This is a genomic window from Aeromonas sp. Prich7-2 (assembly GCF_017939255.1).
Lineage (GTDB): Bacteria > Pseudomonadota > Gammaproteobacteria > Enterobacterales > Aeromonadaceae > Aeromonas > Aeromonas caviae.
The window spans coordinates 1-756 of sequence record NZ_JAGKRI010000305.1 but is presented as its reverse complement, the minus strand read 5'-3'; the positions used below and the strand labels follow the sequence as shown (position 1 = coordinate 756).

The following is a 756-nucleotide window of genomic DNA, read 5'->3' as shown; positions in this document are numbered from 1 at the left end:
GCCGCTTCGCCAGCGAACTCTGCCCGGAACTGGGTCACCTCTCGGGCCAGTGCCTGGTGTTCATTCGCCTGCGCCTCCTGGCGTTGGGTGATCTGAGCGCGCGCCTTGCGGTTGCGGGTTTCGCCTTCTTCATCCGCCAGGGTGTTGCCGAGGCTTGCCAGGGCTGCCAGATCGACCTCTGCCACCAAGTCATCCTGCTTGCCGGCCAGCGCCTTACCCTGCTCGGAAACGGCCTCGGAGAGGCTGCCCACGCTGGCATTGGTCTGATCGGTTTTGGTGTTGAGCTGCTGCAGGGCCTCGCCGGTGGCCTGTTGGCCGTCACTGACCACCTTGGCCAGGTTGGTCAGGCTGGCCGACTGTTCGCCGGAGGCTGTCTGGAGCTGGTCTATCTGCTCTGCCAGCGCCTGATCTCCCTGCGCCTGGGTGCGCTGGGTCTCCAGAATCGCCGCATTGAGCATCTGATCATCCTGCTCCAGGGTGGCCTGCAGCTGGGTGACACGCTCGCTGAGCGCCTTGTCAGCATCGCTCAGGGTCTTGTTGCTCTCCTCTAGGGCCGCGTTGGTCTGGCGATCTCCCTCCTGGTACTCGGCTCTGAGCTGGCTGATCTGCTGGGCGGTCGACTGCTCCACCCCGGCGATCACTTCCCTCACCTCCGTCAGCTCGGCAGCGGTAGCAGCCGCTTCGCCAGCGAACTCTGCCCGGAACTGGGTCACCTCTCGGGCCAGTGCCTGGTGTTCATTCGCCTGCGCCTCCTGG

At 65.3% G+C, this 756-nt stretch carries 1 protein-coding gene; it reads right to left on the bottom strand.

Annotated elements, in window-relative coordinates; genetic code table 11:
- Positions 1-756: hypothetical protein (locus tag J9892_RS22285; protein WP_210539040.1), on the bottom strand; the 756-nt coding region annotated here is incomplete at both ends.